Annotated in this window: 4 protein-coding genes and 1 pseudogene; 3 read left to right on the top strand and 2 right to left on the bottom strand. The window is 67.5% G+C overall.

The features are described from left to right. The coding region (locus GCN74_RS27855; RefSeq protein ID WP_152259663.1) for a sigma-54-dependent Fis family transcriptional regulator at positions 1 to 915 on the bottom strand (915 nt) is incomplete at its 3' end. Between the two features lie 233 nt (positions 916 to 1148). Here GCN74_RS27855 and GCN74_RS27850 point away from each other — a divergent pair. From GCN74_RS27850 to GCN74_RS27840, 3 genes are all read left to right on the top strand, one after another. Beyond that, positions 1149 to 2639: an alginate export family protein gene (locus GCN74_RS27850; protein ID WP_193317302.1), complete on the top strand. Its 1491-nt coding sequence runs from the start codon at positions 1149 to 1151 to the stop codon at positions 2637 to 2639. Positions 2640 to 2667: 28 nt separating this feature from the next. Beyond that, on the top strand, positions 2668 to 3996 hold the full coding sequence (locus GCN74_RS27845; protein WP_152259661.1) for a serine hydrolase domain-containing protein: 1329 nt from the start codon (positions 2668 to 2670) through the stop codon (positions 3994 to 3996). A 94-nt stretch (positions 3997 to 4090) separates the two neighbouring features. Continuing rightward, positions 4091 to 5659 carry a CHASE2 domain-containing protein gene (locus tag GCN74_RS27840; protein ID WP_152259660.1) on the top strand — a complete coding sequence of 523 codons (1569 nt, stop codon included), beginning with the start codon at positions 4091 to 4093 and terminating at the stop codon, positions 5657 to 5659. A 15-nt stretch (positions 5660 to 5674) separates the two neighbouring features. Here GCN74_RS27840 and GCN74_RS27835 read toward each other — a convergent pair. After that, a pseudogene (locus GCN74_RS27835) lies at positions 5675 to 7107 on the bottom strand (molecular chaperone DnaK); the annotation flags it as partial.

Raw genomic sequence — 7107 nt, 5'->3', positions numbered from 1 at the left:
TGCCCGCACGCGGGCGTGCAGCCAGGTGCTGCCGCCGGCCAGGCGCAGCGACAGCAGGTTGTGTCCCGCGCGCGCATCGAACAGGCGCTCGGCGCGCACGTCCAGCACCTCGGCGACGGGGCGCGGCAGGCTGGCCAGGCCGGCGATGACGTCGCGCGCACAGCGGTTGGCGGCGACGACGTTGCCATGTTCGTCGATGGCGAGCAGCATCTCGGGCTGCACTTCCACGAAGTGGCGGTTGCGGTGCGCCAGCAGGATGCAGCAATGGCCGTAGGACTTGAGAAAAAAGCCGTCCTCGATCAGGGTCGCGCCTTGCCGCACCAGCTGCTTGACCAGGCGCTGGCTGTCGCGCGCGTCGGGGGAAGTCAGCGCCGAGGCATCGAGCACGCCGATCAAGTCGCCGTGCGGCGAAAAAATGGGCGCGGCGCTGCACGTCAGGCCCGTAAACGCGGCGCGGAAATGGTCGCTCTTGTGCACCGTGATGGCTTCCTGGTCGAGCAGCACGGAGGCGATGCCGCACGTGCCTTCCTCTTCCTCCGACCAGCACGAGCCCGGGTACAGGCCCGCCTTCTTGAAATCCTTGCGCTGGTCCGCGTCGACCGCGTAGTCGATGGTCACGCCGCGCGCATTGGCGAGAATGACGCAGTAGCCGGCTTCGCGCACCATGGCATGCAGGCGCGGCAGGCATTGGCCCGTCGAGCGCAGGAAGCCTTCCTCGGCCTGCTGGATGGCGCGCAGTTCGGCGCCCGTCAGGATGCGCGGCCCCGTCGTCGAGGCGGGATCGAGCCGGTAGTCGTCCAGCGAGCGCCGGTAGGACGAGGCCAGCCTGGCCGTATCGGCCCCCGGATTGACGATCCTGCCCGCGATCAGGTCGCGCACGCGGTCGATATGGCTGGTCTGGCGGACGTAGGGCATGGCGCTCTCCAGTGTCACGGTATCTGGTGTTTTGAGGGTGTTTCGCTTGTCGACTCCGTTTTTAGCACGAAGCGCCGGGCCGCGCATCCTGCGCCGCAGCATGGTGCGCGCGTGAGACGTTTGTCTCAAGACGTGGGGCCGCACAATAGAATGCTTTAAAACAATAAAAGAGAGCATCTCTGATAACATCTGCTCCAATATACAGTCAGCTATCGCAAGGGATACCAATGGCCATGCAAGCGATGTTACTGGTGCGCCGTGCGTTCGCGCTGGCCTTGCTGGGAGGGAGTGCCGCCTGCGGCGCCGCCGGCCAGCTCGATCCCGATGGCCAGAGCAGCCTGGAGAGGGAAGTGGCCCGGCGCGCAGCCGTCGAACCGGATATCGACGCCGGCTGGCAAATGACGCGTTCCGTGGAAGCGGGCGTGCAGGTCGCCGGCGAAAGCAATCTGTTCTGGAAACTGTCGAATACGCCGGCGCGCAATCCCGACTTCGATTTCAACCCCTACTGGTACGAGTTCTACGTCAAGCCGGCGCTCGGCTTGAAGCGCAACCTGAGCGACGGCAAGCAGCTGTATGCGCGCGTCTCCGCCGTGGGCTCGGGCACCTTGCGCCACGATCCGTTTGGCGCGGGCGACACTGGCCGCATCTCGATCGAGGAATTCGTCGCCGGCATCCGCATGCCGCTCGGCGGCACGCGCGCCATGCTCGACCTGTCGGCCGGCGCGCAGAATTTCACGCTGGGCACGGGCATGCTGATCGCCAATGGGGGCTCGAACGGCTTTGACCGGGGCGCGCTGAAACTGGGACCGCGCAAGGCCTTCCAGAATTCCGCGGTGGCCAGAATAAGCCAGGATGCGTTCAGTGCCCAGGCGTTTTACCTGGACCCGAATGAAAACCCCGACAACGATTCGGGCACGCGCCTGGTGGGCGTGGACGTCAGCTACGCGCCCGCGAACGACCGCAAGGCCGGCATCGCGTATGGCAAGGTGCCCCGTTCGCATGCCGCGTATCCGCAGGCGGCGCCTGGCGGCATCGGCGCGCCGCTGGCCGTGCCGGACGGCCGCAAGGATTTGCAGTTCGTGTATGGCTACGCGCGCGTTCCCGTGCTGCTCAGCGTGCTGCCGAAAGGCTGGTTCGGCGTCGACGCCACGCGCGAATGGAATACGCGCGAGCCGATGCGGGCCTGGGGCTGGCGCACGGAAGGGGGCTTTTCGCTGCCCGACGTGGCGTGGACGCCGAAGTTTACGCTCGGCTACCAGAGTTTTTCCGGCGACGACCCGCACACGGCCCGCAACGAGCGCTTCGACCCGCTTTTCTTCGAAGGCACGCCCGGCGCCTGGGCCTCGGGCAGCAAGGCGACCTGGGTCTTCGTCAACGCCAACGTGAATGCGCTGCAGGCCACCATCGAGCTGCATCCGACGCCGAAAGACACCGTGATTGCTTACCTGGCCCAGGTGCGCGCCAACCAGATGGGCAGCCCGCTGCAGTTCGGCCAGGCCACGCGCCTCGATGTGCCGGGCGACGCGCCCGTGGTGATCGCCGGCGTGCTGCGCCCGATGCTGGCGAACGATGTCTTCGTCAAATACGTGCGCGTGGTGAACCCGAATACCTATCTGACCCTGGGTTTCAGCGCTTCATTCGCGCAGTCGGGCGTCAACCAGCTGGTGAACGGGCAGGCCAGGACGTGGACGGGCTGGCTGGCGAATGTCGTATGGGTCTATTAAATATTCTGTTTATCAAGGAGAGCATCGCATGAACGATTTTCCCAGCATGAAACGCCTGGCCCTGGGCGCCGCCTGCCTGGCGCTGGCCGCCAGCGCCCATGCGGCCGAGACGGCGCCGCCGTTGTCGGCAGCCGCCAGCGACCCGGCCGCGTTGAAATGGATGGTGGGCGCGCCGCCGCCGGCCGATAAAATCATCCGCTTCGACGATGGCAGCTATTTCACCTTCCCGCAGCTGCGCTGGAGCGTGTCGCACTTCCGCCAGCTGATGCCGACGGTGAGCGTGGCGCGCGGCCTGAAGGCGCCCGTGCCCCTGCAGCGCGCGCTGCGCAATGATATCGACGGCCTGCGCTTCACGCCCCTGGGGGCGAAGGACACGATGACGTGGGAGCAGTCGCTGGGCGCCAATTACACGGACGGCATCGTGGTGCTGCACCGGGGCCGCATCGTGTATGAGCGCTACCTTGGCGTGCTGAAGGACAGCGGCCAGCATGGCGCCATGTCGGTAACGAAGTCCGTGATGGGCACCATGGGCGCGGCGCTGGTGGCCGAAGGCAGGCTCGATCCGGACAGGAAAGTGGCCGACTACGTGCCGGAACTGGTCAAATCCGCGTTTGGCGACGCCACCGTGCGCCAGGTGCTCGACATGACCACGGGCCTGAAATTCAGCGAAGACTATGCCGACCCGAAAGCGGAAGTGTGGCAGCACGCGGCGGCCGGCAATCCGCTGCCCAAGCCCAAGGACTACACAGGGCCGCGCAGCTATTTCGAGTACCTGCAAACAGTGCAGCACGAAGGCCGGCATGGCGAGGCGTTCGGCTACCGCACGGTCAACTCCGACGTGCTGGGCTGGATCATCGCCCGCGTCACGGGGCAGAACGTCAACGATTACCTGTCCGAACATATCTGGCAGAAGCTGGGCGCCGAGCAGGATGCCTATATGAGCGTCGATTCGACGGGCACGCCGTTTGCCGGCGGCGGCTTGAGCGCGGGCTTGCGCGACCTGGCGCGCTTTGGCGAAATGCTGCGCAACGATGGCCGCTACAACGGCCAGCAAATCATCCCCCGCGCGGCCGTCGCCGATATCCGCCGCGGCGGCGACAAGCAGCTGTTCGCCAAGGGCGGCTACGACCTGCTGCAAGGCTGGAGCTACCGCGACATGTGGTGGGTCACGCATAACGAGCATGGCGCCTACATGGCGCGCGGCGTGTACGGCCAGCGCATCTACGTCGATCCGAAGGCGGAAATGGTGATCGTGCGCTTTGCCTCCACGCCGACGGCGGCCAATGCGGCCAACGATCCGACCACCACGCCCGCCTTCGAAGCGCTGGGCAAGCTGCTGCTGGCCAAGCCGAAATAGGGAGCCAGGCTGACCCTGGCCAGCCGTGCGGCGGAACGGGCACAACTGCAATACACTGTCCTTTCGTCATCACTTGTTGCTTGAGTGATAATTCATGCGCCGCACGCAAGGAGCAGGCACCGTGGAAACCAGCCAGCCAGACCAACCGCGTCCGCCGCTCTGGCGGCGCCTGCTGTGGCCCGTCTCGCGGGTGGGGGCTGCCTTCAAGCTGACGGGCACGCACCTGCTGCACCACGTGATCGGTGCCAGCCTGATCGCCGCGCTGATGCTGGCGCTGGAAGGCTTGCACGTGCTCGAATGGCTCGATGCGGCCATGCTGCGCGCCAGCGCGGAACAGGGGCAACTGCTGAACCGGGGCAAGGACCCGGGCGCCGCCTACCGGCCCGGCATCATCGAAATCGACCAGCCCGCGTTCGAGCAGGTCTTCGACGAGCGCGAGCCGCTGCAGCGTTCACGCCTGGAGCAATTGATCGCCAGCGCCGCCGCGCGCGGCGGCCAGGTGCTGGCCATCGACCTGGACCTGGCGCCCGCCGTGTACGAACAGCACAAGGGGGGCGAGCGGCCGCTGGACCGCCTGCTTGACCAGCTGGCCGCGCATGGCCGGCAACTGGTGCTGATCCTGCCCGAGCAATCGGAGCGGAATGCAAACCTGCCCTGGATACGCGCGCGCTGCGCGGCAGGCATCCATTTCGCCAGTCCGCGGATCCGCGAGCGCATGGGTGCCGTCACGCGCATCGAGCTGAAAAGCCCCGTGCTGGCGGCCGTGGCCTTCGAGCTGGCGCATGGCGCCGACGAACAGGAGCAGAAGCAGCCCATGCCGGCCGTCCTGTCCGAGCAAAAGCAAGGGCTGGCGCTGGCCGGCCGCGTATGCCAGCTGGCCCGGCGCACGAACAGCGAAAAGGAATTGGCGCGCTGGGCGTTCGAACCCGTCATCCAGGGTGACGCCAGGGCGGCGGCCGAACAGAATGCCGTCACGGCGCCGTTTCACCCGGCCGCCGTGGCGCCCGCATTCGTCAATCCCACGCGCACGCGCGTCAAACTGATCGACGGCCAGGCCGGCGTGGCTGCCGGGGCCCTGCGCAAGAACGTCGTGTATATCGGCAGCACCTACGACGTGCGCGACCGCTATACGACGGCCGAAGGCGAGCAGGCCAGCCTGCACCTGCATGCGGCCGCCCACACATCGCTGGGCATCGGCACGGCCGACGTCAACAAATACGCGGTATTTGCGGCCGACATCGTCATCGGCGTGCTGCTGGGCTGCCTGTTCGGCGGACTGTGGACCCTGTACGGCCGCGCCGAACTGGCCATCGACAAGCGCATGGAAGACCGCGATTTCAGCCGCATGCACCGCATGGGCACCCTGGCGGAATTCTATGGCATCCGTCTGATGCTGGTGCTGGTGTGGGCCTCGCCGTTTGCCATCGGCGCGCTCGCCATCTATTTGTCGCGCGGCTTGCTGGAGCAGGGCTGGTGGGTCAATCCCGGTCCCCTGATCGCCGGCATGTTCCTGCACGCGATGTCGCTGCGCGACGAAGCCCACCATCCGCACGAAGAAGTGCCGGGCCTGTCCGTGTGGGCCCAGCTGCGCCGCACGCACCCCGGCATCGTGCTGGTGCAAGCGCCGCTGGCGGTGGTGCTGCTGGTGGTGGCGCTGGCGTAGCGCGATGGCAGCTGATTAATTGATCAGCTTTAAGCCGGGCGGCAGCGCCTCGCCCAGCATGCGCCGGGTCGCCGCTTCGTCCAGCTGCGTGACTTCGCTGACCATGGCATGCCACTGGGGCGGGGCGCCGACGGCTTTCAGGCGGGCCAGCACCGTGGCGCGCAAGTCGTCGGCGATGTCGCGCGAGCGGTCGCCCGTCATGCGCGCCAGGTGGGCGGCGGCAAAGGCGGCCGGCTCGGTTTTTTTCCAGTCCAGCGCCAGCAGCACGGCGATCCACTCGGCCACGGTGGCGCTGTCGACCACTTCGTGCGCGCTGCCGTGGAAGGGCTGGCGCGCGCCGACCCTGGCCAGCGCCCACAGGGTATTCGTGTCCGCCGTATCTTCCTTCTTGCCGGCCTTGTCCAGGCGTTTCAGCAGCCATGCGCCCACTTCGGCCTTGTAGGCGCCGGGGATGCGCTCCAGCGAGGCGCCCAGGCGCAGCATGTCGTCGTCGCTGCCGTTGACGAGGGTGACGGGGCGGCTGCCCCGTTGCGCCGCATCGGCTTGCAGGTTGAAGGCGAAATCGTCGAGCAGGCGCAATTGCTGCTCCGGGCTCAGGCCGCCGGCCACCCGGCGCCACAGGGTCCACCATTCGGCGCACACCTGGCTGTCCTTGTGGTGCTGCACGCCCGTGTCGAACATCGCCCACAGCTGCTCGATGCGCCACGGGTCCAGCGCGTCGCCATAGCCGGGACGCAGGCAGTAGCCGGCCAGGTTCAGCCAGACCCGCTCATGCTCGGCAGAGCGGCGCCGGCCGCGGGCGCGCAGCATGAGGGCGTCGAACAGATGGCGCAGCAGCGGCGTGTCCCAGCTTTCGCGCCCGCCCAGTCCCCGTTCCAGGTGCTGGCGCAGCTGGCGCACTTCCTTGGTTTCGACCTTTTGCGCCTTGCCGCCGAAGATGCGCTCGATCTTCTCGATGGCTTCCTTGACGCGCGGCGGCACGGTAGACGTTTCGGCGGGCGCTTCCTCTTCGCCACGCAGCTGGAATTCCAGCAGCCAGCGCTGACTGGCATCGGCTTCGGCCACGCAATGCACTTCCAGGGTGCCCACTTCCGTCATGACCGTTGCCAGCTGCACGGTTATGTCGCGCTTGTCATTGCCGCCGTCCCTGGCGTGCAGCACGCTGGCCAGCGGCGGCAGGCGCAGGTAGTCGCCCGCGTCCAGGTCGACGATGTCGCCCAGTTGCGGCGGCGTGCCCGTTTCGGCGATCGAGGACGCCAGGTGGAAGCGCACGGGCCGGCCCAGGCGCAAGGCGAACAGGCGCTCCGCCAGGCGGATTTCCTCGCCGCTGGCGCTGCCGCGGGGCAGGATGCAGACGGCGCGCCGCTCCTTGCCCGCCTCGCCCAGCACCAGGAAATAGCTGCGCGGCGAGCCGCCGCCGATGCGCGGCGCCTGGCCGCGCCGGGCCA

This window comes from Janthinobacterium sp. FT14W, from assembly GCF_009208755.1.
Classification (GTDB): domain Bacteria; phylum Pseudomonadota; class Gammaproteobacteria; order Burkholderiales; family Burkholderiaceae_D; genus Janthinobacterium; species Janthinobacterium violaceinigrum.
The sequence above is the reverse complement of the archived record's forward strand: the minus strand, read 5'-3'. Positions and strand labels throughout refer to the sequence as shown.